Here is a 22,453-nt window from a genome sequence, read left to right as displayed (position 1 = left end):
TCACGTTAAACGTGACCTTTTTAGTTAAGTGACGCTTTTAACTACGCGGCTTTTCCACTGCGTTTTTTCTCTTCGCTTTGTGAGTTCACTTTTGCAATAAGCTCTTCGTGATCAAAGTCATCAACATTGATGGTACGCAAACGGCCTGCTTCTGTTTTACGCAGTAAGTTCGCCTCATCTTCATTGATCAACGCTTCCGATAGCGCTTCATCAGCCAGTACATCTAAGCGAGTAAAGGGCAACTTAGCCTTCTTGTGTTTACAGATTCGCTCGAAAATAGGCTCAGCTGCAAGCACGTCATCCAAGGTTTGCTCTAAATCACCAAACAAGTTGCCTTCTTCACGGGTGAGGTACTGTCCGTATCCTAAGCGACTACGTGCAGTGCACGGTGTTTGTAACATTTGCGCAATCGCGTGTTCAGTTTTGTCTGAAGGTTTACCAACTCGACGACCGAAAGGCATCACTAGTGCACGCATAACGCCAGCGATAACTCTGTTCGGGAAGTTCGCTAGAAAATCATCAATTGCAGTTTCAATGTCGTGCAAGGTGTCTTGCATTGCCCAATGAAGCAAAGGTAAATCTTCTTGCAAACGGCCATCTTCATCGAACCGTTTAAGGGTTGTACTGCCAAGGTACAAGCCACTTAAAATATCTCCAAGGCGGGCAGATAAACGTTCACGACGTTTTAAATCGCCACCCAGCACGCCCATAGAAACATCGGTAAGTAGCGCTAGGTTAGCACTGTAACCTTGCAGTAACTTGTAATAGCGTGCGGTTTCGTCGGCGAATGGCGCGCCACTAAATGCACCATTTGTTAGAGAGAACCACACACTACGCACAGTATTAGCAATGGCAAAGCCAATATGCCCAAATACCGCCTTATCAAATGCACTTAGCGCTTCTTTCTTGTCGTCGATAGACGCAGCTTGAATCTCTTGAAGTACATATGGGTGGCAGCGCATTGCGCCTTGACCGAAAATCATCATATTTCGGGTAAGGATATTCGCACCTTCTACTGTAATTGACACGGGCACACCTTGATAACCGCGACCTAGGTAGTTGTTTGGCCCAAGCATGACGCCTTTACCACCATGAACGTCCATCGAGTCATTTACGACCTGACGCATTTTCTCGGTAAGATGGTATTTACAAATGGCAGAAATGACCGAAGGCTTCTCACCTAAATCCACACCAACGGTAGAGAATCGGGTCACCCCATCCATTAAATAAGCGTTGCCGCCAATACGGGCAAGCATTTCTTCTACACCTTCCATATGGCCGACAGGCATACGGAATTGGCGGCGAATTCGTGCATAAGCACCGGTTGCCAATGAAATCGCCTTAGCACCACCTGCTGCAGATGAAGGGAGAGTGATACAACGACCCACCGATAAACATTCTACCAGCATACGCCAGCCTTTACCGGCCATTGAGGGGCCACCGATAATGTAATCGATTGGAACAAAAATATCGTCACCGCGAATAGGCCCGTTTTGGAACGGCGTGTTAAGCGGGAAGTGGCGACGGCCAATTTCTAGCCCCTTGGTATCACGAGGTATAAGAGCGCAGGTAATGCCTGGCTCTTTATTGCTTCCTAGTAAGCCTTCTGGATCTTGAAGTTTAAATGCTAAACCAATCACTGTCGCAACAGGCGCAAGCGTAATATAACGCTTATTAAAGGTTAGGCGCATACCCAACACTTCTTCACCGTTCCATTCGCCCTTACACACAATACCCACATCTGGGATTGCCCCTGCATCAGAACCCGCTTCAGGGCCCGTGAGTGCAAAACAAGGGATTTCTTCGCCGCCCGCTAGGCGCGGTAAATAATGATCTTGCTGTTCTTTGGTGCCATAGTGTTGCAGCAGTTCACCAGGGCCAAGAGAGTTAGGAACGCCTACCGTACTTGAAAGCACGGCGCTCACGCCAGCTAACTTCTGTAATACGCGAGATTGTGCGTAAGCTGAAAATTCTAAGCCGCCATACTTTTTCTTGATGATCATGGCGAAGAATTTGTGCTCTTTCAAAAAGTCCCAAATTTCAGGAGGTAGGTCGGCGTCTTTGTGATTAATTTGCCATTCGTCCACCATTGAACAAACTTTATCGACGGGGCCGTCTAAGAAGGCTTGCTCTTCAGCAGAAAGGCGGCCTTTTGGAATTCGGTGTAGCTTGTCCCAGTCAGGCTTACCACTGAAAATATCACCGTCCCACCACACGGTGCCGGCGTCGATGGCTTCTTGTTCAGTGCTCGACATTTCAGGCATCACTTTTTTATAGAACGCCAAAAGCTTCTTAGTGATGTAAGACTGTCGAATGTTCGAAAGGGTAAAAGGCAGTGTTAATGCTAAATAAACTACCCATCCAAACAGGCCGATATCGCCAAAGAGGGTACCTAAAATCATCACACCCGCACCCATGGCGACTGCTGTTACCAAACTGGTGCGTTGATAGCTGGCAATTGCCAGTGCTAAAACGACCAGTAAAAACCATATAAAATCTGCCATACTTCACTCCTGAAAAGGCGTTAAACGTTAGACTGAATTCTCTCAGAAAACCGCAAAGATCTGTGAAGAACTTTGCAATAATTTGAGGTCTGACCAGCATTAGGTAAACGTATTATTTAATTGCCCAAAGATCAAGATTTTTACATGATTTTTGCATTAATTTGGGTGATAGTTGATATAGGACTAACCCTTATGGTTAGTGGGGTGGAAGATAAATGAGGAATAAAAAGGGGGCTCAATATAATCGCCCCCTGTTGTTTCGTTAAGATGAACGCTTTTTCTTAATCGAGGGTATCGAAAGACTTCAGTTTTATGTCGCCTTGTTCTTCGCCATCTTTGAACTGTTGTAAACGCACCAACGCAAAATCGAGGGTCGGCGCAAACCAGGCAAATGTTTCTCGCTTATTTGAGTCACGAATAAGCTTCACTTTAACAGCATCGAGTTGGCCAAAAGGTAAGTCCAGTGGCTCACGCTTAATGACTTCAACGCCGTAAGATCTTAATTCACCACGGTAATTAATAAAACTATAGTCAAATTGGGTTTCACCATTGGCTAATTTATTGGCTAAATCGATACGGTAAATTTGATTGTCGAATTCGCCATTATAGTCAAATGTATCGCCTTTTTTGACTTTGATTTTACCTTCTTGGTCTTTGTTAAACGTCACATCCAACGATTTGTCTGGCCCTGTGCCAGTGCGTGTATAGTGATACTCTATCGGCACTAACGCACCTTCATCAATTTTGAAGATAGAGTGCTCATGACGTTTATCGGAGAGAAAAAACTTAGAGACCTTTGAAGAATAGGTGAGGGAATATTGACCGTTACTTAGCGACTCTAACTTTAGTGTTGCCTCGCCAACGTCGTCACCCCACTTATAGGCTGTGTATACAGCCTCGTACGGGGTTAAATGGCTAATGGCTTGCTCTGGAGAGCTGCTACTTGCGGTTGCTGCTGAGGCAACTATCCATGCGAGTGCAGCCACTACACCCCGTTTACTCGCTTGCATAACCCGATTCTGGTAATTCTTGTTCATCTAGGATCGCCTTATTGTTAAGCATTTTAAGTCGCCCTGCACTGAACCATGAAAGTACCAGTGGGTAAATGCGACGTTCCTGTTCTTGAACACGCTCAGCCAAATCATCCGCGGTGTCATCTTCAAACACAGGAACACGGCTTTGAATGATTACTGGGCCACCATCAAGCTCAGGCGTAACAAAGTGTACACTAACGCCGTGTTCTTTGTCGCCGTTATCTATGGCACGCTGATGGGTGTTCAACCCTTTGTATTTAGGCAACAAAGACGGATGAATGTTCAGTAATTTTCCTGCAAAAGCGTCAACAAACTCCGGGGTAAGGATACGCATAAACCCAGCAAGCACGATAGCATCGGCTTGCAAGGATTCAATGGCTCGTTGAAGTTCTACATCGTAGGCCGCTCTATCAGCATATTCGGTGTGATCTAAGCAAAGCGTTTTAATGCCAGCATTTTCAGCTCGCGTTAACCCATAGGCGTTGGGGCGATTACTGATAACCCCAACAATCTCTGCGTTTAGCCTACCGGCATCCACGGCATCAATCATGGCCTGCAAGTTACTTCCGTTACCGGAAATCAGCACACACAGTTTGGCTTTCGTTGTACTCACGAATTAATCTCTACCTGTTGTTCACCGTCTTTCGCTTCGATGTGGCCGATGAGCCATGCATTTTCACCGTGAGCTTTCAGTATTGCTAGCGCTTGCTCTACAACGTTTTCGTCTACCACGATAACTAAACCAACACCGCAGTTAAATGTACGGTACATTTCGTGTTGCGTAACGTTGCCCTTTTCTTGTAACCAATTGAAGATTGATGGCCACTGCCAGCTAGATTCGTCAATCACCACTTTCGCATCATCAGGAAGTACACGTGGAATGTTTTCCCAGAAACCGCCGCCGGTAATATGTGAAATCGCACTGACATCAACCTCTTCTAGCAGGGCTAAAACAGATTTTACGTAAATACGGGTAGGGGCTAGCAAGTGCTCAATAAGAGGTTGCCCTTCAAGCGCTTCATTTACATCAGCTTCACTAACTTCTAAGATTTTACGGATAAGTGAGTAGCCATTGGAATGGGGACCGGAAGATCCTAAGGCGATGAGCTTTTGTCCAGGTTTGACTTTACTGCCATCAATCACATTATCTGCTTCAACAACGCCCACACAGAAGCCCGCAATATCATAGTCACCATCGTGGTACATGCCTGGCATTTCAGCAGTTTCACCGCCAATCAGTGCGCAGCCGGCTTGTTCACAGCCTTCGCCAATGCCAGTAACCACCGATGCTGCTACGTCTACGTCGAGTTTACCTGTCGCGTAGTAATCGAGAAAGAATAATGGCTCTGCACCTTGTACAATAAGGTCGTTAACACACATCGCCACTAAGTCTATACCTACACCATCGTGACGGTTTGCATCCATCGCTACCCGTAATTTGGTGCCTACACCGTCAGTACCAGAGACAAGCAGTGGTTTCTTGTATTTCGTCGGCAATTCGCAAAGTGCGCCAAAGCCTCCCAAGTTTCCCTTAACTTCAGGTCGGTGTGTTTTTTTCGTCACCGACTTTATGCGTTCGACAAGTTGATTTCCTGCATCAATATCAACACCAGCATCTTTATAACTTAGAGAGGTTTTATTTTCGCTCACGTGTGAACCCTAGAACAAAGAGGTAGAAAAACGCGGATTCTACCAGCAAGTGACCACAAGTCCAATTTTCAAACGGGGATATCTGGCATATTCTTCAAATTTAAAGTTGAAGGGCTAAAAATGATCGCAGGCGGGTTTCCAACGGGGTATGTGGTACGCCTTTATTTTTTGTCTCATTAGTGCGTTGTACGGGGTGGAGTGAGTATTTCCTGGATATATTCCACCATCGTGGCACGTAATGCATAAATTAATGATGAAAAAAGTCATCAGATGAAAGAGAATAGCCGTATATCTGTGAGACCTTATGAACGTAATTGGAGTAATAAAGCAATTGATTTCTCTTAGAAAAGGAAGCGTGCGTGGCTGCTTAGGTTTTTGGGCAACGTCTATCGTACTGTCTGCGTTGGTGTCTGGTCATGTTGAAGCTACACAGGTTATACAAACCAATATTGCCGCGATTGCGGTGGACGACCAAAGTCAGCGTTCACAGGATAGCGCGCTAAAATCGGCGTTTAAGCAGGTAATGATAAAAATTACGGGCAATAAAGATGCGCTGCAAAACCCAGGTGTAAAAGCCGCCTTACGCACGCCACAAGCCTACCTTCGTTCTTATCGGTTTGACTTTCAAGAGGGGGAGACCCTTTATGTGGCTGAATTCGATAAAATAAAGCTGAACGAGTTGTTGCAGCGAGAAGGGTTGCCGCTTTGGGGGGAACGCCGTCCAGAGACGTTATTATGGATGGCCACGGAAGACAGTGAGTCTGGAGAAAGACAGCTGTTAGATGAAACTACCCCTAGCGAGATGCGAGAACACTTAAGTGCCAAGGCGAAAGAGAGAGGGCTGCCGTTAAGTTTCCCTTTAATGGATTTAACCGACAGAAGCACCATTTCTATCTATGATGTATGGGGGCGTTTTGTACAGTCGCTCACTCAGGCGTCTAATCGCTACAGTGTGGATAATGTCATTGGCGCAAGAGTGTATAAAAATGAGCCGGGCACTGTGAGTGAAGTGCCAGGAGAGACTGCACGTTTGGAACAGCTGCAATTAGACGCTACACGGGGTGATTCTCAGGATTTAGCCACAGCAGATCTGAATGACAACCCTGTTGCTCACGAGAGTGATTATACTGCTGAATCGGCAGAGCAACCTTATAACACCGATGCGATGTCAGAGGCGGGCGATGATGATTCAGTAGAAGGTGTTACAAATGTGTCTATGCCACCCTTTACCATGGATGAATTTACCACCTATGCCCAGCGCGCAGAGCAGGGTGACTACGCGTTAGATTGGGTATTTGTGGGCGGTGGTAAAGTGAGTTACGGCAGCATATTTGCAGACGATCCGGCGACTTTAGCGTCGCTTCTTGTCGATGCGTATTCCAACTACCTATCGGCGCAATATGCCATTATCCCAGGGGCCAGCGATGCTGAAAAAGTGACGATTACTGTATCCATAGCCAATGTGAACTCGGTCACCAGTTACGCGAACGCTACCGCCTATTTAAATAGCTTGAGCGTGGTAGACAGTGCTGCACTTATTCAACAAGAAGGTTCAGTGGCTACCTATACCATTACGTTGCTGGGTAGTGCGCAAGATTTGATTAACACCGTTCGGCTAGAAAACAAACTTCGTCCAGTCACAGATGTCTACGGGCAGGTTGTCGAAAGCTACACCTTCTATTGGGGTAATTAATCATAGACACCTTTACGTCGCAACTGCCATTACCTGTAACTCTACCTACCGATGAAACCTTTGAAAGTATCATCGACAAAGGGAATCAAGAGGTGGTTACATTGCTAAAAGATGTTGCGACTGGCATGCCACAGTGGCGAGACGAACCCAGGCTGGTGAGTCTTGCCTCTCTTCATTTGCCGCTGGTTACCCTACAGGGTGGCAGTGGCGTGGGGAAAAGCCACTTGCTTTATGCGCTGTGTCATCAATTGGCCACGCAACAGGTAAACCATATATATCTCAATTTAAATCAACACGCCCAGTGGTCGCTCGATATCTTCGATGGATTAGAAAATTTATCGCTTATCTGTTTAGACAATATACATGCTGTAGCAGGCATTACCGCGTGGGAAGAAGCACTATTCGACCTGTTTAATCGTGTTATAGAAAACCCGGGGGCGCTAGTGGTGGGCAGCAGTCAACTTGGGCCCAGTCACCCTAAGTTTGTTTTGCCCGATTTGCGATCCCGTTTAGCCTGGGGGGTGATTTATCACTTAAATACCCTTGATGATGACTCGCGTAAGGATGTTTTACGTTTAAGGGCGTCTCAACGAGGACTAAAGTTATCGGAACAGGCGCTTCAGTTTTTGCTTTATCATAGTGATAGAGATTTGCGCAGTTTGCTGGGCTTGCTTGAACGTTTAGATACACGTTCGCTGCAAGAACAAAAAAAGTTGTCGGTGGCTATGGTGAAACGCGAGTTAGGTTTACCTTAAATGGATAAATGTAAAGAATACGGAAGTTAAGCGAATTGATGGCAGCAAACTTAACAACGCTCAGTTATGACCACGAACATCGGCTTTCACAAACTGGGTAAGCATGACAATATGGACAAAAACGAGCGGTAGATCGGTAGAAAAACTCGCAATTTTCGCCTTATTAAATTGTTAGCTGCCAAAATGTGAATCAAGCTTATCTAGAAGCTCTAAACCTTTCTTTTTGTCTCCAGTAGCAGCAATAGCCTTAAATCTTACCTCAGTATCAAATTCAGCTATCGCTTGTGTAGACAACTCTTCTATCAATTTGTTTAAGCTCAACTTTTTATGCGCCGCCAAAGCCTTCAATCGATTATGCTTATCGTCTGGTAAACGTACGGTTAAAGTGGACATATTAAACTCCTCTCAAATAATCTTCGGGCGCTAACACTTTCAAACCATCAAATTGTAATTCCGCATTTCGCAGGTCTTTTAGGTTATTCGTAATAATGCTCTCGGCATTTCCTGCTACTGCAAGCTCAATAAGAAAGTTATCGCCTTCATCTTTTAAATTTGGCCGCCACAAATAATGTATCTGCACCCATTCGCAAACACTAAAAAATGCTGCTAGCAACTCGCTCACTTCGTCCTCGGTAAGCGGGCACAACTCTTTGATCTTGTCTCGCTTACTTACTGCTTCGTATTCCAAAAATAAGGTCGTGCTAATGAGCGGTTTTAGCTGACCCAACAAGCATTGCCGTATCACTTCTCGGGCAGGGCCTGTTTTGCCAATCAGAGCACTAATAAGTACACTGGTGTCAATAACTACTTTATTCATACCCTGTATGCTAGCGTATATGCTATCACTTTTCAATTTTACAGTGGCAGCTAACAACCTAATCAACACACTCACTTCGTTCGCTGGCACGCATACACGCGGGGCGGTTTCGCCATTAAGCCTCACATGTCTGCGCCCGTTATTGAAAAGTTATGTTTACAGTCGGACAAGGAGTAGTTTTGAAAATATATTTTGCTATTTTTGACAAAGTTGAAGAATTAGATTTAGTTGGCTCATGGGAACTTATTGGGCTTTTAGCTGAAATGAAACTTTGTGAGCCTCCTAAACTTATTTCGTTAAATTCTATGAATCCTTCGGGTGAGCATGGAATGCGATTTAATGCTGATATACATTTTACTGAAAATATTTTTCCTGATGTCTTAATTGTTCCTGGAGGTAGTGGCGCGAGGTTGGCGATGGAAGATCCTGATGTAATTCAATATTTAAAAGAAACTAGTAGTCAATCTCACAGTATTTTATCTATTTGCACTGGCATGTACTTAATGCAAAGAGCGGGACTTTTTGCTAACAAAAAAGCGACAACACATTGGGCGTTTCTTGATGAACTAAAACAAGATACCTCCGTTGAGGTTATCGAGGAGCGTTATATTAAAGACGGTAATATCTGGTCATCAGCAGGTGTTTCTGCAGGTATGGATATGACTTTAGCATTTGTTGCTGATTATTTTGATGAGGCTGTAGCGTCGGAAATACAGTTGAATGCTGAGTATTTTCCATCACCTAAAATTTATGGTGATGCAGCGGTTTCTAACTCTAAAGTATCAAAATATATAAAGAAGGCTGTAGAGTAATGTAAACATAACAAGAGACTAAGGCGTCAAGTGTTGCACTTTGGCTCTGCGAATTCGGGTATGCAATTACAAGCCGGCATGACATTTACTATTGAACCTATGATCAATCAAGATAGCCATAAAACCAAATTGAAAAAAGACGGCTGGACTGTGGTTACCCGGGACAAAAAGTTATCTGCTCAATGGGAGCATACCATACTCGTCACTCAAAATGGTTATGAAGTATTGACCCTCCGTCCTTCCGAAATACAATGAATTGAGCACATAAAACCCAACGGCAGTGTGAAGGCCCTTAAGACGTCTTGAGTTCAACTGGTGAATGCAACGCTATCCTGTACAGGGGGAGCGTTGGCATGACACCAAGAAAACCCATCGATTATTCACATGTGCAATTATGGCACTCAGATTGACGTAGTACCCGATAACTAGTGTTTCAAAGCCTCTCTGAAAGCCGAGCTAACCACTGTTAGATTCTCAATAATTTGTTGTTAGTATCACGGTATCGCCATCGCGAGGAATGATGTACCTGTCCTTCACGGCATGCTTTTCTAATAGTGCTGCGAGACTATGGTGGTCAATTCGACAATGATCTAAGGCGCCCATGTGGTTGCAAATAATCTTTCCAGTGCTTAAGTTCGCTAATTCGATAATCTCGTTTTCGTCCAATAGTAAAGGTGCGCCCAGGTCAAATTGCGCTTTGCCCGTTGGCGCAACGATGTAGTCAGGCTGGTTGTCCTGAATGAAATTGCGAATAGAGTGGGTTAGCACTGTATCGCCCATTAAATATACACTTGGCTCATTTGGCAATTGAATAAAATAACCTGTACCGTGCTCCATGAATGCTGTTAACCAACCTCGCGTATGAGTCGCTGGAATACGTTCAATAGTACCATCAAAAAAGGTGCTTCTCTTTTGCGCCAATACTCGAGTCAGGATTTGTTTTTTATCGAGAAATTTTTCGTCTCTTGGCGTACAAAATGTAGGGATTTGATGTTTGACTAACCAGCGGACGCCCGCTCTATCAAGGTGGTCAAAGTGACCTTTTTGACAGTGCGTTATAAGTGCGTAATCAATATTGTCTTTGTTCTCAGTAAATACTTCGGGTAGATCAACCAAGGGATTCCGTTTATCACTTTTGTAGTAACGCAGTTTAGGCAGTGAACCTTTTCTTGCTAACATTGGGTCGACAATTATTTTGCCGTGACTGAATTCAATCAAAATAGTGGCATTTCTAATCTGTGTAAATTTCATAAGATCTCCTTTTTCGACTATGCTAAGGTGTGGAGTAACACCATAGTCAATCCATACTTTATGAAAATTTCACAGCTTGAAAATAAGTCGGGTTTATCGCGGGATACAATTCGTTATTACGAAGATATAGGGCTATTGCCCGCACCCCATCGAAGTGCGAATGGATATAGGCTCTACACTAATGATCACTTGGCTATATTGCAGTTTATTGTGCAGGGAAAGGCAATTGGCTTTTCGTTGAAAGAGATTAAAAGTGGACTCGATCGCTATTTGAAGTTGGGGCATTTATGCCCTGAATTCAAGCAAGAGTTAGAAGCAAAGAAACACTTTTTTTGTCAACGCATAAAAGACGATAAAGCAGTAGTAACGCACATAGACAAAATGTTGAAAACGAGTTAAGACTTCATAGTCAAAAAACAACGCTTTTGAAACGTACTCTGGACGTTTACAGCATTAGTTATGTGGGCGAGAAGCAAAAATGTGTAAAGGCAGTACTTTCTTTGTGTTTCTGATATAGGTAGTAGAAAAGGATGAGACTTAAGTTATTCTGTTGGGTTTGCCTAATGATAACACTCTGTTGGTCGTCAGTGAGTTTGGCAATTGTGATTGTGACTGATTCCAAAAATATGTTTGATGTTATTGCACACAACAAGCCTCCACAGAGTTTTCCAGAAGAAGTGTATAACAGGGTGCTCACACAATTATCCGTAGACAAATTGCTGTTTGCTCCCCATGAGCGCATAAGTACGCTAATGTCTGAGGGTGAACCTATATGCACACCGTTTCGGCTAAAGACAGAGGAGAGGGAAAAGGTTTATGTTTTTAGTCGCCCCACGGATTTCTTTTTCAATCGACGACTTTATCAGCAAAAAAGTAGTGAGCCTATTAGTCAAAAATTTCTCGACAGCAATGGGAACGTTATCGATTTAGTGGAAATGTTGGTATCTTCAACAGAATACACTTTACTTACGGGCGCTAACCATTCATACGGGGATTTCTTAGATGATATTATTGCGAAAATTCCCCCGAATAACCTGTACGTCAGACACGGTATCGACCCTTACTCTTCGATGATTGAAATGTTGTCGAAAGGCCGAGTAGCCTTTTATCTGACCTATCCCAGTATTATGAGAAATAACCCTGAAGTAGAAAACTTACGCAGCTATGGAATTGCTGGTACACCCAGGTATGAAGAAGGCCACCTAATGTGTAATGATTTAGAGGGGAGCCGTGCTTTTCTCAGAGCTTTTGATGATGTTCTAATGTCGCTTTATCAATCTGGTGAGTTTGTCAATCTCGCGCAAAAGTACATGTCAGAAGATGAGTGGGTACAGCTCAAGCGCATTGTTGACAGTACCCTGTTAGAAGATTAATCCAATCTTTGGGAATAACGACTACGACCCATCGCGTGGAGTTCACACTTTAGCTTAATCTAATTCATATTAATCAAGAAAGACGAATAACATTGTATACAGAGTTATTTTCAATGTTCTCCAAATAGAGGTTATGTTCAAGGAGTGTTTCACACAGACGTTGAACGTGTATTCTCTGTATCAAGATGACTGTCATGTCTGGTAAGGGCTTTTACTCCTTAACCTCCGACATCATTGTAAGGTTATTCGCCGTTGTTTGTGCCTTGTTGTTTCTGGCCTTCGAAATAGGCTTTCTCTTCTGCCATTTCAACTTTTAGCTTTTTAATACCTAGACCAAGTTCTCGTCCTCGCTTTCTGGCGAAAACGCTGCATCCTGCAAACATGCCTGTACACAGTAAAATTTCAATCACGGCGTACAAACGTTCGGCGGGCACAGCGTAGGCGACGGTACAGCCATGCATAAGATAATAAAGGACGACGAAATTTGCCCACGCATGGGTGTAAGGTTTGCCCTTAATAACACCGGGTAACGGCAATAAAATAGGCACTAAATACAGCAATACAATAAAAATAAGCGAGTAGGTTTGGGTGGTACTTAAGGCAAACTGCCAAACAGAGCAATCCATGCGACTAACAATAGGTGGCAAATTAGCGCAAGGTAACGGTAATTGCGGGTATCAGGCGCCATGGGTGTTCTCCGGTAAATGTTGGGTAAGCGACTTTGCAAGTTGCGCTAAGCGTTTGCCTTGAGCCAGACATAAGGTTTTTTCATCGTCGCTAAGTTGTTGCGTATTGTTGTGCATGGCCACATGTGTAACACCATAGGGGGTGCCGCCCGACTGAGTATCATGTAAAGCCGGTTCGCTATAAGGCAGACCACACATTAGCATACCGTGATGCATTAACGGCAACATCATAGAGAGCAATGTGCTTTCTTGCCCGCCGTGCATCGAAGATGAAGACGTAAATACACATGCGGGTTTATTAATTAAGCTGCCTTTTAACCAATGGGAACTGGTGCCATCTAAGAAATACTTCATAGGGGCTGCCATATTGCCAAAGCGAGTAGGGCTGCCAAGGGCTAATGCTGAACATTGCACCAACTCTTCGTCGGTAACCACAGGTGCTGCCAAGTTTGCATTGTCTTGGGCGGTGCCATCCCGTTCATTGAGTGGTTTAACGGTTCGTACCCAGGCTTCTGCCCCCGTGCTTATCACCCCCTGAGCAATAGCATCGGCCAATTTACGCGTACTGCCATGGCGGCTGTAATATAGTACAAGTACAGGTTCCATTAAATAATTTCCAATACAGACTCGGGCGGTCTCCCAATACGTGCCTGACTTTCTGTAATAACAATAGGTCGCTCCATCAACTTTGGTGTTGCTGCCATGGCAGCAAAAAGATCGTTATCGCTTAAGGCCGTATCAGCTAAATTTGCGTCTTTATATTCCTGTTCCTTAGTACGCATCATTTGGCGAACAGACTCAAGATTAAGTTTTTTAAACACATCGTTGAGTTCGTCAACACTTAATGGCGTTTTTAAATATTCGATTACCTGAGGCGCAATGCCTTTTTCTTCAAGCAACGCTAAGGTTTGACGGCTTTTTGAGCATCGAGGGTTATGTAGAATGACAGTAGAAGACATGATGAAATACCTAAGATGATCTTAAGGGTAAAATAATGGCGCAGACTATTGCCGTTTTTACGTCTTTTTTCAAGTTTTTGTCGCCTCCTATGCTAAATTTGACACCAATGATAATGTGTCTACGCTAGACCTAACGCTTTAGGCTAGCGCATCGCAGTAAAGGGTAGGGCACCATGAAGTATGTAAAATTGATTGGCATTATTGGCCTAATGGCTTTTTCAGTCATTGCTGGTTTTGTGGGTTATCAGTATACCAAGGCAGACTTTGTTACCACCGATGGCACCACTTATCAGTGGCAAGAATTAGAAGGGAACTGGGTTATTATTAACTACTTTGCGCCTTGGTGTGTGCCTTGTTTACGTGAAATGCCTGAACTGCATGAGTTTGACCGCGCGCTGCCCGCAAACACAAAATTGTTTGCCATCAATTACGACGCCTTGTCTCACAGTGACTTAGTGGCCATGCTGGCGGCTCATAAGATTACCTTGAAAGTTATTGAGGCAAACGAAGATACCTTGTTACCTATGGCCAAACCCAATTACCTACCTGCCACCTTTATTATCGGCCCTGATGGCAGGGTAAGAGACACAATAATGGGAGAAGTCACGGCGTCGTCATTAGCCCAACGCTTAGCCCAATTAAAGGCGCTCTAAGCGCTCTTCCTGATCTCTAAATTGCTTTATGCGGGCACGAATACGCTGTTTTTCAAGGTGATCTTCGCCGGCAAAGTTATATGCATATTGAAGTTCATCGACCGCGCGGGTGTAAGCCCCATATAAGGCGTAAACTTCGGCTTTACTTTGATGCATTTGAGAAAATTGCTTGGCTTTTTGGTAAGCCTCCGTCATTAGTTGATAAGCAATTTGGTAGTCTTTGTTCACTAACAGGAAGTCCCGTAGTAAATCTATCGCTTGCTCATACTGGCTGGCGCTGATCAGCGCATTGGCTTGATTTAATGCCAACACCTGATTGCGCGGGTTTAACGAAACATGAGGTTGCAGTAACTCAACCGCTTTCAGGGGTTCCCCTAACGCAATATAAATATCTGTGGCAGCGTCAAGATAAAACAGATTGCTAGGGTCTTGTGACAGTAGCTGATTAATGACAATTTCTTTTGCTTTCTCGTTTTCTTCCGCTCTCATGTAGGCCAATGCTAAGCCATATTGCGCAGCCACTTTCAGCTTATAAGCATTTTTTTCTAGTGCGGCGTTAAAATAGTCCACGGCGTAATCGGGTTCAAAAGAATAACGGGCCATAATTCGCGCTTTGGCTAACTCGAACTGTACACTGGGGCGTAAATAACGTGCTGGATAATCAGCGGCTCTGGCTCGCGCATCGGCGATACGGGTTTCGGTTAAGGGATGCGTTAACAGCCGAGCGGGCGGTTTAGATACCATGCGGTATTCTTCCGCCATGGTAGAGAAAAAACTGGCGGCAGCTGTCACATCGAAACCGGCTCTTGCAAGCATGCTAATACCAATTCGATCAGCCTCTTGTTCATTGGTACGGGTATAGTCTATTTGCAATTGAGCGGATGCCGCCGACCCCGCTTGCATGGCAGCAATACCCGCTTCAGGGTTGGCCATAGCAATGAGTACGCCACCAATTAGCGATGCAATGGCTAAGGGAGATGAGCGTTTTTGTGCCTGCATTTTACGTGCGATGTGACGCTGGGTAACGTGAGATATTTCGTGGGCTAACACGGAGGCCAATTCACTTTCGGTTTTCGCCCGACGCATTAAGCCGGTATGTACGCCAATGTGTCCACCAAAAAACGCAAACGCGTTAATTGCATCATTGTCTACCCAGAAAAATTCAAACGGAAACTTCGCATTTTCAGCATGGATGACTAAGCGGTTGCCCAAGTCTTGTAGATACTCGTCAAGAACGGGATCGGCGATAACGGGGCTCTGCCCGCGCATTTGACGCATAACCGCGTCGCCAACAATCATTTCTTTATCTAAAGAAATGGCGTCTGACGCCACAACACCAATTTCAGGCAGCGCATTCTTATTACTGTATGTCGCGTCCTGTGCCACAGCCGATAAACTTGCGGTAACGCACAGTGACAAGCAGAACAACCAGATTGAAAATGTTTTTTTCATGTATCCTTAGGCTATTAGGTAAGGGTTATTGATTTATTAGAGCACTAAAGTTGTCTTTCAGTTTCAATTAATTTTCATCAATTTTTCATTCTGCCGCAGACATGCGTGATATACCACCCTTAGGTGACAAAATCTGTTACAAATTGAACAACATAAAGCGACTTTTTTGCGCAAAAAATATGCTGATTTTTAAACTTTCTATATTGCTCCAATCACACCTGTTACACTATGATGCATGCCACTTTAGTTATTATTTCGAGCGTTATTTATGATTAATGTGTTTGGTAGATGGTACCGACGCAAATTTTCCGATCCTGATGCAGCCATGCTGCTTATCCTTATTTTGCTCACAACCACGGTATTGCTGTTGTGGGGTGAGCTTATTATGCCTGTCTTAGTGGCAGCCGTTATTGCTTATCTACTCGATTGGCCCGTGACCAAATTAGTCAAAATTGGGGTGGGGCGCGGGCTTGCCTGTGGCGCTGTGTTGTTGGGTTTTATAACGCTCACCATATTACTTTTAATTGGGCTTGTGCCTATTATTTCAAAGCAAAGCGTGAATCTTGTGCAAGAATCGCCGTTAATATGGCAAAAGGCACAAGATTGGATCTTAACGTTGCCTGAAAAATACCCAGACTACGTGCAGGTGTATCAGATACATCAGATGATGGAAGGGCTGAATGAAAAATTGGTAGAAGTAGGAGAAACGCTTATTTCTGTGTCCTTTAGCAATATTGCTAATGTAGCGGCATTGCTGGTTTACATTGTGCTTGTGCCCTTGATGATATTTTTTATGCTGAAAGATAAAATGTTTTTCCTAGAAAATATCTCTCGACTTCTGCCTAAAGAGCGCCGACTTATTACCCAGGTTGGGCATGAAATGAATGCACAAATCGCCAACTATATTCGTGGCAAGGTGATTGAAATCGTTATTGTGGGCGCGGTGTCATGTATTACTTTCGTCTTAATGGACTTAAGATACGCCATTTTGTTAGGGGTATTGGTGGGGCTATCTGTACTGATTCCTTATATAGGTGCGGCAGTGGTGACGATACCTGTGGCCGTGGTTGCCATGTTCCAATGGGGTTTTACCCCTGAGTTTTGGTATCTCATGATAGCCTACGGCATCATTCAAGCCTTAGATGGCAACTTGCTGGTGCCATTGTTGTTCTCTGAGGCTGTCAGTTTGCATCCGCTTTACATCATTATCGCGGTGTTGGTATTTGGCGGCTTATGGGGCTTTTGGGGGGTATTCTTCGCCATTCCTTTAGCGACCCTAGTGAAAGCTGTTGTTACCGCATGGTCGAGTAATCCTCCTGTGATGCAAGATAGCGCAATGTAGGTGGTATGAGGCCACGACAAACGCCAGTTAATCAGCAATAAAAAAAGCCGCTTCAGTAGCGTAATGCCAGTCAGTTAAGCTGACTGGCATTTTTTCTTTTTGAGAGGATATTTCTTGGGTTTTGGCTTAACCCATCTTGGATAACACCTGTCCTCGCGCCTCGGCGGAAGTAAGCAGTATCCCATCTGAGTAAGTAAAGCATTGTATATTTTTGGTATGTTCCCCGGGCTACTTAGAGATACAGTAACGAAGAAGTGCGTAATGGCCATAGCGCAACTTGTAAAGCTGAGTTGATTCGGTAATACACCGCCTAGTTTATTCGCCGCCGCAGTCATACCTTGTCTGATTAAGTTGTAACATAATAGAACGCCCCATAACTCTTGCCTTATCATGTCTGGGCGTTTACTTCTCAGCGTATACTCATTGTTCAGTAGTGACTGCTTCATCTCGCGATAACCCAGTTCAATCTCCCAGCGATATCGATACAACTCTACCATCTCGTCGCTAGGAAAACGCAATGGGTCCACCATTGATGACAACATCCTATACGTTTTCCTTTAATAGTTTTGGTTACTAATCTAGCTTCTATAAATTCAGGTAAATCTTCGAACTTCTTTCTTGCCTGAGGCGTGCACGCTAGGCGTATATGCTTGTCTTGCTTACTAAAGCTGCTTATCACTTCGTATCGAAGGTCTTTTCTAGCAGGTATCATCCAATGCCTTTGCTCACCAGCTTGGTGCCAACGGTTTAGTAAGCCAAGCGAGTAGTACCCTTTATCGAATAGTGTTAAAGAATGGTCAGGGGTTGTTTCTACTAGCTCCTCTGCCAACTTCATTTCATTGGTACGATAGCCTGCAAAAGCGCTATTTATAAGCTGATGGCTAATAATCTCCATATGACAGACCATACGGATTTGGGGGTAAATATTTTCACTATGCTGATTACTTTGCGTTTCAAACACCTTATGATTTTCTGGTGTATCGGCGGTTCGCCAAACGACACCATCCACAGCAAGTAAATTGAGTCCCGCCCAACGCTCAAACCGCGTAGACTCATAGCTATTTTTTGCCATCAAACGAAACACTTCTCGCACTGCATCTTCTCCTAATCGTTGCCTAGCTTGAACCATTGCGCTTGGTGCGACTAAAGCCTTTTTATCTGGCAGCATGATGTCCATCTGCGTCGCGATATTCCAGACAGATTCTTGCCGATACAGTGCCATGCCAACAATTGACCAGAGTACTGTTTCTAAAGGCAGCCTTCGTTTACGAATAGTAGCGACACCTGCTTGTTCGAAGCCTTGCTTAATAAGCTCTGGAGAAAGAAGCTCCGCATATTTTTCAAAGGTATGAAAATTGTCTGAAGACTTAAAAACATTCGCTAATTCGCTTTCAAAACGCATAAAAAAATCCGATATCAGAACCTGATATCGGATTTTGAACCGTTAAAAAGATCGGTCAACCGATCGTTAAATTATTTCTTAACTGATCGGCATTACGCTTCAGTAGCGGCTTTTTTGTGCATATAGTCATTTTCCCACGTGCGCGTTTAGGTATTTAAATAATCCAAAATGACGGTGTGGTGTTCTTTGGTTTTAAACTTATTGAAAACCTGTTCAATGGTACCGTTTTCGTCAATCATGAAGCTGATACGATGAATACCATCATATTCTTTACCCATGAATTTTTTCAAGCCCCACACGCCAAACGCATCAGCCACAGCATGGTCTTCATCTGAAAGTAGGGTGAAGTTTAAGCTTTCTTTGTCTGCAAATTTCGGTAAGCGCTTAACGGGATCTGGGCTGATGCCGAGTATTTCAACATTTTTAGCGACCAATTCTTCTTTGCTGTCACGCAGCCCTTGGGCCTGAACCGTACATCCGGGCGTCATGGCTTTCGGGTAGAAGTATACCAGTACTTTTTTTCCCGCAAAGTCGCTAAGAGATACCGTTTCATCGTTTTGATTTTGTAATGAGAACTGAGGTGCTTTATCACCAGCTTGTAAGGTTTTCATTTGTCTCCTTCTTGTGTTTATCGATGACTTTTCCGGTTACGTTTAATGTTTCGAAAAGGGCAGTTAATTCTGCCTCTAAAGCGTCGAAGTTTTCGTGAGCAGGCATGTTCACGACGAATTTACACTTCATCGACTCTTTTTGTGAACCGGTCTGTCTGTATGTTTTTTGCCTAAATGCGCTTATTGACGCGTTTCTATCAGCAAAGAAGCCCGTAACGGATTTTATAAGCCCAGCGGTATCTTCGCCACTGAACTCAACATGAAAAAGATGTTCCAAATTTTGCTTGGCGTGATGGCTAGTACGCTTCATCATTGACAGCAGATCAAGGCGCTGACACACGGGGGGAATAAGGCACTCGGCTTTCGTAATAGCCGGTTGTGAGCCTTCTAAAATCATTGTAAGCGAAAATTCTTTACCGTAAATGGCTTGTCGACTGTCGAGAATGTTGCATTGTGCTTCAGAGACCGTCGAGGCTAACTCGCTTAATATACCCGTTTTATCCGTGCCTAATATTGTCACGATAAGTTGATGTTTAGACATGCAAGTTTACATCTGAGGGAACCATTTTGACGATGTTAGCATAGAGTTTTTTGCGAAGTTAGCGCCTTTTTGGGGTGAGAAGGGGATATATTGGTAAATTCTTACCATTTTGCCTGTCGTGCCGCTTGTGTTTAGGCACTGACATATTTACCATGTGCGCTCACATTTTGCGGAGAGATTATGTTTACTGGCAGTTACGTAGCACTCGTCACGCCGATGTTCCAAAACGGCGATATCGATTATAAGTCATTAGAAAAGTTAGTACGCTTTCATGTAGAGCAGGGTACGCATGGGATTGTATCGGTTGGCACCACAGGTGAATCGGCCACTCTACCCTTTGACGAACACGTTAACGTAGTAAAAGAGACCGTTGCCATGGCGTCAGGTGCTATACCTGTTATTGCTGGCAGTGGGGCAAACTCTACAGCTGAAGCAATTTTTCTTACTGAGCAGCTCGGTAAAGCGGGTATCGACGGATTCTTAAGCGTTGTACCTTATTACAACAAGCCGCAACAGGCCGGTATGGTGGCGCATTTCAATGCGATTGCCGATGCCAGCGAATTACCTATTTTGCTTTATAACGTGCCTGGTAGAACTGTTGCAGACATGTTGCCAGAAACCGTAAGTGAATTAGCCGGGCATAAAAATATTGTCGGCTTGAAAGACGCAACGGGCGATATTTCTCGATTAAAAGCAACGCAGGCACTCGTACCGAAAGATTTCGTATTATTAAGTGGCGATGACGGTACCAGTAGTGATTTCATGTGTGAAGGTGGTCATGGTGTCATATCGGTTACAGCGAATGTGGTGCCAAAGGCAATTTCGCAAATGTGCGAAGCCGCATTGGCAAAAGATTTTGCTCAATGTAAAGCGATTGATAAAACCATTGAACTACTCCACAGCGCCCTATTTATCGAGCCTAACCCGGTTATGCCGAAGTGGGCATTGTACAAAATGGGCATGATGGAAAGTGCTGAAATGCGATTACCGATGGTTTTACCGGAACTTGCAAGCCAAAAACATATCGAAGAACTATTACAAAAATACGAATTGATTTCTGGTTAATAAGGAACACAGATGAAAAGAACGCTGGCTCTAGCAAGTTCACTGGCCGTGGTAGCACTTGCAGGTTGTTCAAGCCAAATAGATAGAAAAACCGCTTCTGGCAGTTATGAGTATTTAAAAACAGAAGAAACGAAAAAACTTTCCGTACCTTCTGATCTCGATACGCCTGCTTTTTCCCGAGAGTTCGCGCTGCCTGAAGTCAGTAAAGATGCAGACACCTCACTCGTGGGTAAAAACTTAATTGTTCAGTCGCCAGCGCTTGTTTTACCTCTCGTGACAGGGTCACATGTTGAGGAAGGTCAACATACCGCCACTATTTGGTTCGACCAAGTGGATGACAGTCAACCGCTAGATCAAGCCATTTGGAACTCGTTACTTAGCTTTTTAGATCAGCAAGGTATTGGTGTTGATAGCTTCGATCCGGACAATAAAGTACTTATTACCGATTGGATGATTATTACCAAGGAACTTGATAGCCCTTGGTATAGCTGGACCAGTACGGAAAGCCAAATTGGTCGACGTTTTGAATTTAACCTCGACGTTAAACCTCACGGTAGAAGTGCGGCCTTAAGTGTAGACTTAAAAGACTACATGGAAACCGTGGGTGACGACGTGAAGGACGAAATTACTAGCCTTCAAGAGCGTCGTGAAGAGGTTGATGTATTAAACCAAGTAGTGGGTCACTACGAATATCAAGTACAACTTGAAGAAACCCGCAGAATAGCGCGTATCCGTCAGGGCCTTGAAACTGAAATGGGCTTTAACGATGACGGTGATGCAGCCTATGTGGTGTCGTCACAATATGATGTGGTTTGGCCACGTACCTTGCTTGTATTGCGTAAACTAGGCTTCGACGTAAAAGATTTAGATAAATCAACAGGGCTATTATTCGTTACCTACAATGGTGGTGATGGAAGCTGGTGGGATGGTTTATTTTCTAGTAATCAAGAATTGTTAGAAAAGGGTGACTATCGCTTGAAAGTAAAGGCTGCTGGCGAAAACCGCACTAGCATTACCTTTATGGACAATGAAAGTCAGCCTTTTGAAGCTAATCAGGTGTCCGACCTATACAGCACTTTTGCTGAGGTCATGTCAGAAGATAACCTTGATATTTAATTGAGACTGAGAATGGAAAAACGTGACGAGCTTTACCGTGGTAAGGCAAAAACGGTGTATTTTACCGATGATAGCGACAAACTTATTTTGCACTTTCGCAACGACACTTCGGCGTTCGATGGCGAAAAAATAGAACAGCTTGATCGCAAGGGTGAAGTCAACAACAAGTTTAATCATTTCATTATGACAAAACTTGAAGAGGCGGGCATTGCCACTCAGGTGGAATCACTGATTTCAGATACCGAGTCTCTGGTTAAGAAGCTCGATATGATTCCAGTTGAGTGCGTGGTAAGGAACCTGGCAGCGGGCTCTCTTGTTCGCCGCTTAGGTGTTGAAGAAGGCCAAGAGTTATCGCCACCTGTTTTTGAGTTTTTCTTGAAAAACGATGCTTTGCATGACCCCATGATCAATGATTACCACATTGCTTCTTTCGGTTGGGCTACTGAAGCGCAAATCGCTAGAATGAAAGCCATTACGTTTGAAGTAAACAGTGTGCTAAAAGCATTATTCGCAGAAGGCGGAATGCTACTTGTTGACTATAAACTAGAGTTTGGCGTCGACAAAGACGGTAATATTGTACTTGGCGATGAGTTTACACCAGACGGTTGTCGTTTGTGGGACAAAGAAACGCGCAAGAAAATGGATAAAGATCGTTTCAGACAAGGTTTAGGATCTGTGGTAGAAACTTACATTGAAGTTGCTCAGCGTATAGGCTTGTCACTTTAATTAAGTCGCGA

General features: G+C 44.1%; 22 protein-coding genes and 3 pseudogenes. 11 read left to right on the top strand and 14 right to left on the bottom strand.

From position 1 onward, the window contains the following. Positions 1-41: 41 nt before the first annotated feature. The 4 genes from fadE to purM all read right to left on the bottom strand — a co-directional run bounded on the left by fadE (position 42) and on the right by purM (position 5,188). Positions 42-2,504 (bottom strand): acyl-CoA dehydrogenase FadE, encoded by a 2,463-nt coding sequence (gene fadE / locus IUA53_RS10530; RefSeq protein WP_196897057.1) that lies wholly within the window; start codon positions 2,502-2,504, stop codon positions 42-44. Between the two features lie 281 nt (positions 2,505-2,785). Further along, positions 2,786-3,541 (bottom strand): DUF3108 domain-containing protein, encoded by a 756-nt coding sequence (locus tag IUA53_RS10525; RefSeq protein WP_231401124.1) that lies wholly within the window; start codon positions 3,539-3,541, stop codon positions 2,786-2,788. Continuing rightward, positions 3,501-4,151: a phosphoribosylglycinamide formyltransferase gene (purN, locus tag IUA53_RS10520; RefSeq protein ID WP_044057243.1), complete on the bottom strand. Its 651-nt coding sequence runs from the start codon at positions 4,149-4,151 to the stop codon at positions 3,501-3,503. Before purN ends, IUA53_RS10525 begins: the two co-directional genes overlap by 41 nt. After that, complete coding sequence (purM, locus tag IUA53_RS10515; protein ID WP_044057242.1) at positions 4,148-5,188, bottom strand: phosphoribosylformylglycinamidine cyclo-ligase; 1,041 nt, start codon at positions 5,186-5,188, stop codon at positions 4,148-4,150. Before purM ends, purN begins: the two co-directional genes overlap by 4 nt. A gap of 304 nt (positions 5,189-5,492) precedes the next feature. Here purM and IUA53_RS10510 point away from each other — a divergent pair, with 304 nt between their 5' ends. Together IUA53_RS10510 and hda are read left to right on the top strand one after the other, a co-directional pair. After that, a complete protein-coding gene (locus IUA53_RS10510) occupies positions 5,493-6,881 on the top strand; it encodes a DUF2066 domain-containing protein (protein ID WP_196897056.1) in 1,389 nt (462 codons plus the stop codon). Then, positions 6,881-7,636 (top strand): DnaA regulatory inactivator Hda, encoded by a 756-nt coding sequence (gene hda, locus IUA53_RS10505; protein WP_332310826.1) that lies wholly within the window; start codon positions 6,881-6,883, stop codon positions 7,634-7,636. The genes IUA53_RS10510 and hda overlap by 1 nt, the downstream gene beginning before the upstream one ends. A gap of 171 nt (positions 7,637-7,807) precedes the next feature. Here hda and IUA53_RS10500 read toward each other — a convergent pair whose 3' ends face one another. Together IUA53_RS10500 and IUA53_RS10495 are read right to left on the bottom strand one after the other, a co-directional pair. Next, positions 7,808-8,029 (bottom strand): toxin-antitoxin system HicB family antitoxin, encoded by a 222-nt coding sequence (locus tag IUA53_RS10500; RefSeq protein WP_012517112.1) that lies wholly within the window; start codon positions 8,027-8,029, stop codon positions 7,808-7,810. A 1-nt stretch (position 8,030) separates the two neighbouring features. Continuing rightward, positions 8,031-8,453 carry a putative toxin-antitoxin system toxin component, PIN family gene (locus IUA53_RS10495; protein ID WP_044449557.1) on the bottom strand — a complete coding sequence of 141 codons (423 nt, stop codon included), beginning with the start codon at positions 8,451-8,453 and terminating at the stop codon, positions 8,031-8,033. A gap of 179 nt (positions 8,454-8,632) precedes the next feature. Between IUA53_RS10495 and IUA53_RS10490 the strand changes: the two genes are divergently transcribed. Next, positions 8,633-9,265 carry a DJ-1/PfpI family protein gene (locus IUA53_RS10490; RefSeq protein WP_044057239.1) on the top strand — a complete coding sequence of 211 codons (633 nt, stop codon included), beginning with the start codon at positions 8,633-8,635 and terminating at the stop codon, positions 9,263-9,265. Positions 9,266-9,292: 27 nt separating this feature from the next. After that, positions 9,293-9,520: pseudogene (locus IUA53_RS10485) on the top strand (M24 family metallopeptidase); the annotation flags it as partial. A gap of 219 nt (positions 9,521-9,739) precedes the next feature. Here IUA53_RS10485 and IUA53_RS10480 read toward each other — a convergent pair. Then, the gene (locus IUA53_RS10480) at positions 9,740-10,516 is read right to left on the bottom strand and encodes an MBL fold metallo-hydrolase (RefSeq protein WP_196897055.1); all 777 of its coding nucleotides are present in this window, start codon (positions 10,514-10,516) and stop codon (positions 9,740-9,742) included. Between the two features lie 60 nt (positions 10,517-10,576). On the opposite strand from IUA53_RS10480, the gene IUA53_RS10475 reads away from it, so the two are divergent. After that, positions 10,577-10,915, top strand: a complete 339-nt coding sequence (locus IUA53_RS10475) for a MerR family transcriptional regulator (RefSeq protein WP_196897054.1) — start codon at positions 10,577-10,579, stop codon at positions 10,913-10,915. A gap of 164 nt (positions 10,916-11,079) precedes the next feature. Next, positions 11,080-11,889, top strand: a complete 810-nt coding sequence (locus IUA53_RS10470; protein ID WP_196897053.1) for a transporter substrate-binding domain-containing protein — start codon at positions 11,080-11,082, stop codon at positions 11,887-11,889. Between the two features lie 242 nt (positions 11,890-12,131). Here the strand turns inward: IUA53_RS10470 and IUA53_RS10465 are convergent. The 3 genes and pseudogenes from IUA53_RS10465 to arsC form a co-directional block, all read right to left on the bottom strand. Beyond that, positions 12,132-12,577 (bottom strand): annotated as a pseudogene (locus IUA53_RS10465) (DUF2069 domain-containing protein). Beyond that, on the bottom strand, positions 12,567-13,181 hold the full coding sequence (gene wrbA / locus IUA53_RS10460; protein ID WP_196897052.1) for an NAD(P)H:quinone oxidoreductase: 615 nt from the start codon (positions 13,179-13,181) through the stop codon (positions 12,567-12,569). Before wrbA ends, IUA53_RS10465 begins: the two are co-directional and overlap by 11 nt. Next, the gene (arsC, locus tag IUA53_RS10455; RefSeq protein WP_196897051.1) at positions 13,181-13,534 is read right to left on the bottom strand and encodes an arsenate reductase (glutaredoxin); all 354 of its coding nucleotides are present in this window, start codon (positions 13,532-13,534) and stop codon (positions 13,181-13,183) included. The genes wrbA and arsC overlap by 1 nt, the downstream gene beginning before the upstream one ends. A gap of 173 nt (positions 13,535-13,707) precedes the next feature. Between arsC and IUA53_RS10450 the strand changes: the two genes are divergently transcribed. Further along, complete coding sequence (locus IUA53_RS10450; protein WP_196897050.1) at positions 13,708-14,187, top strand: TlpA family protein disulfide reductase; 480 nt, start codon at positions 13,708-13,710, stop codon at positions 14,185-14,187. Here IUA53_RS10450 and IUA53_RS10445 read toward each other — a convergent pair. After that, the gene (locus tag IUA53_RS10445) at positions 14,173-15,639 is read right to left on the bottom strand and encodes a M48 family metalloprotease (protein WP_044057231.1); all 1,467 of its coding nucleotides are present in this window, start codon (positions 15,637-15,639) and stop codon (positions 14,173-14,175) included. The two genes, IUA53_RS10450 and IUA53_RS10445, sit on opposite strands and share 15 nt — an antisense overlap. Before the next feature lie 268 nt (positions 15,640-15,907). Between IUA53_RS10445 and IUA53_RS10440 the strand changes: the two genes are divergently transcribed. Next, on the top strand, positions 15,908-16,981 hold the full coding sequence (locus IUA53_RS10440) for an AI-2E family transporter (protein ID WP_044447650.1): 1,074 nt from the start codon (positions 15,908-15,910) through the stop codon (positions 16,979-16,981). Between the two features lie 74 nt (positions 16,982-17,055). Here the strand turns inward: IUA53_RS10440 and IUA53_RS10435 are convergent. From IUA53_RS10435 to IUA53_RS10425, 3 genes and pseudogenes are all read right to left on the bottom strand, one after another. After that, positions 17,056-18,383 (bottom strand): annotated as a pseudogene (locus IUA53_RS10435) (IS4 family transposase). 146 nt (positions 18,384-18,529) lie between these two features. Then, positions 18,530-18,994, bottom strand: a complete 465-nt coding sequence (gene bcp / locus IUA53_RS10430) for a thioredoxin-dependent thiol peroxidase (protein WP_044057229.1) — start codon at positions 18,992-18,994, stop codon at positions 18,530-18,532. Further along, positions 18,972-19,535, bottom strand: a complete 564-nt coding sequence (locus tag IUA53_RS10425; RefSeq protein ID WP_196897049.1) for a glycine cleavage system protein R — start codon at positions 19,533-19,535, stop codon at positions 18,972-18,974. Before IUA53_RS10425 ends, bcp begins: the two co-directional genes overlap by 23 nt. A 180-nt stretch (positions 19,536-19,715) precedes the next feature. Between IUA53_RS10425 and dapA the strand changes: the two genes are divergently transcribed. From dapA to purC, 3 genes are read left to right on the top strand one after another with little or no spacing between them, the layout of a single operon-like run. Continuing rightward, positions 19,716-20,600 carry a 4-hydroxy-tetrahydrodipicolinate synthase gene (gene dapA, locus IUA53_RS10420; RefSeq protein ID WP_044057227.1) on the top strand — a complete coding sequence of 295 codons (885 nt, stop codon included), beginning with the start codon at positions 19,716-19,718 and terminating at the stop codon, positions 20,598-20,600. Positions 20,601-20,612: 12 nt separating this feature from the next. Continuing rightward, positions 20,613-21,716 (top strand): outer membrane protein assembly factor BamC, encoded by a 1,104-nt coding sequence (gene bamC / locus IUA53_RS10415; protein WP_044057226.1) that lies wholly within the window; start codon positions 20,613-20,615, stop codon positions 21,714-21,716. A gap of 12 nt (positions 21,717-21,728) precedes the next feature. After that, positions 21,729-22,442: a phosphoribosylaminoimidazolesuccinocarboxamide synthase gene (gene purC, locus IUA53_RS10410; protein WP_196897048.1), complete on the top strand. Its 714-nt coding sequence runs from the start codon at positions 21,729-21,731 to the stop codon at positions 22,440-22,442. Positions 22,443-22,453 lie beyond the last annotated feature (11 nt).

Origin of the sequence: Alteromonas sp. B31-7 (genome assembly GCF_015767655.1) — a bacterium.
GTDB classification, from domain to species: Bacteria; Pseudomonadota; Gammaproteobacteria; order Enterobacterales; family Alteromonadaceae; genus Alteromonas; species Alteromonas australica.
Note: the sequence above shows the minus strand (reverse complement) of the source record. Positions and strands in the feature narration are given on the sequence as shown.